Origin of the sequence: Sulfitobacter sp. HI0129 (assembly GCF_001635395.1) — a bacterium.
Classification (GTDB): Bacteria; Pseudomonadota; Alphaproteobacteria; order Rhodobacterales; family Rhodobacteraceae; genus Sulfitobacter.
On record NZ_LWGH01001051.1, the window covers coordinates 1 to 2,107 of the forward strand.

A 2,107-nucleotide genomic window follows, 5' to 3' on the forward strand; every position below is an offset into this window, starting at 1 on the left:
AGCGAAAGCGGTGGATGGCCAGCAACAGGATCATCATTCGGCGCCGGCAGACTGGGCATTGAAGGTGAACAGCTTTTCGCCCGCAATGGTATATCCATCGATCAGGCCCTGGGCCCGCGGGCCGGTCAACCAGTCCTCCAGCGCGCGGGTCGCGTCGGCTTTCACGTGGGCATGCCGCTCCGGGTTGACCGGGATATAGGCGTATTGGTTAAAAAGGATAGGATCCCCCGCAAAGACGATGTCCAGCCCCGCCTTGTTTGCGAAATTGAGCCAGCTTGCGCGGTCGGACAGGATATAGGCCTCCAACCCGGCGGCGGTATTGAGCGCGGCCCCCATGCCGGAACCGACGGGTTTGTACCAATCACCAAAGCTTTCCGGATCCAGATCGGCGGCTGCCCAGAGCGCGAGTTCCTTCTTGTGGGTGCCGCTGTCATCCCCGCGGCTGACGAAGGGAGCCAGCGCGGTGGCGATGGAACGAAATGCCATGGGCGCATTCTCCGCCACGCCTGCGGTGGCCGGATCGTTCTGCGGCCCGATCAGGACGAAGTCGTTATACATGATTTCGCGGCGATGTGTGCCATAGCCCGCTTCGACGAAGGCGTCTTCGGCCTTGCGGGAATGGACGAGTATCGCATCCACATCCCCCGCCTCTCCGAGGCGGAGCGCCTGTCCCGTCCCCACGATGAGCAGTTGAACCTCCAGCCCTGTATCTTCCTGAATGGCGGGCAATAACAGGTCGGCAAGGCCGGAATTGGCGAAAGAGGTGGTAACGGCCAGCTTCATCGTTTCGGCCTGTGCGGCGAAGGCGAAGAACAGGGCGGCAGTAATGGTAAGAATACGCGTCATTCGAGAATGTCTCCCCTCAGGAAAGCGGCCAGTTCGGCTGTGCGCGGGCTGCGCAGACATTGTTCCGCCGGGCCGGACTCGTGAACGGTTCCGTTAAACAGGAACAGAATATCCGTGGCAAGGCGCTGCGCCTGGGCAAGGTCATGCGTGGACATGACGATCCGCGTCCCCGCATCATGCGCCTTTTGCAGAAGCGTCTCGATCTCCCGCATCGAACGCCCGTCCAGATTGGCGCAGGGCTCGTCCAGAAACAATATATCCGGTGAACGGATGAGCGCGCGTGCGAGGGCAAGCTTCTGCTTTTCACCGCCCGATAGCTGCGGGGCGGGCCGATCCAGCGCGCCCGAAAGGCCGATGGCCCCCGCCCAGTGTTCGACAGCTTCCGCGATATCCTTTTGCCGCGCCCCTGCAAGGCGCAGCGGATAGGCGAGGTTTGCCCGCACGCTTCGGCGCAGCATGATGGGGCTCTGGAACACGTAGCCCTGACGCTGGCGCGCCTCTGCCGCGGGGAGCGACCATTTCACATGGCCGCTGCTGAGCCGGGAAAGCCCGTGGATCGTCTTCAGGAGGGTCGTCTTGCCCGCCCCGTTGGGGCCGAGCACGATGGTAAAGCCCCGCGGCCCCAGTTCCAGATCCACCGGGCCGAGCAGCGTCTTGCCCCGGCGCCGCACCACAGCCTGTTTTACCCGTACCGGAAGCAGCGCAGTCACCACCGGCCCTCCTGTTCCGTCCGTGACAGCGCGTGGGTCACGAGGTTCACCGTCAGGGCCAGCAGGATCAGCACGAACCCCAGCCCCAGTGCGAGCGCGAAGTCGCCCCGGCCTGTTTCGAGCGCGATCGCGGTGGTCAGCACGCGGGTGGCATGGTCGATATTTCCACCGACGATCATGATGGCGCCCACTTCGCCGATGGCGCGGCCAAAGCCTGCCAGCGCCGCCGTCAGGAGCGCACGCCGACCGTCGAGTATGAGGGTGAGGATACGTTGCCCCGGTGTGGCGTTGAGCGAAATGAGCAGGTCGTGGTACTCGGCCCAGAGGTCGCGCATCGCCTGATGCGTGACCGAAGCAATCAGCGGGGTGATGATGATGACCTGCGCGATGATCATCGCGGTCGGGGTGAACAGCAGGCCCAGAACGCCGAACGGGCCGGATCGGGACAGGAGCAGATAGACGATCAGCCCGACCACCACCGGGGGCAGGCCCATCAATGCGTTCAGCACCGCGATGGCCCAGCGGCGGTAACGGAACCGGCGAATGGCCAG

General features: G+C 64.0%; 3 protein-coding genes. All 3 read right to left on the reverse strand.

What is annotated here, in order from left to right; genetic code table 11:
* Positions 1–33: 33 nt before the first annotated feature.
* Positions 34–846, reverse strand: a complete 813-nt coding sequence (locus A3764_RS22460) for a substrate-binding domain-containing protein (protein WP_067919400.1) — start codon at positions 844–846, stop codon at positions 34–36.
* Positions 843–1,559 carry an ATP-binding cassette domain-containing protein gene (locus tag A3764_RS22465; RefSeq protein ID WP_067919402.1) on the reverse strand — a complete coding sequence of 239 codons (717 nt, stop codon included), beginning with the start codon at positions 1,557–1,559 and terminating at the stop codon, positions 843–845. Before A3764_RS22465 ends, A3764_RS22460 begins: the two co-directional genes overlap by 4 nt.
* A partial coding sequence (locus A3764_RS22470) for an ABC transporter permease (protein ID WP_067952125.1) occupies positions 1,553–2,107 on the reverse strand: 555 nt, incomplete at its 5' end. The genes A3764_RS22470 and A3764_RS22465, both read right to left, overlap by 7 nt.

Bases quoted from the DNA above. Each gene is read 5' to 3' on its own strand.
- A3764_RS22460 (WP_067919400.1), bottom strand. From the start codon at position 846: ATGACGCGTATTCTTACCATTACTGCCGCCCTGTTCTTCGCCTTCGCC.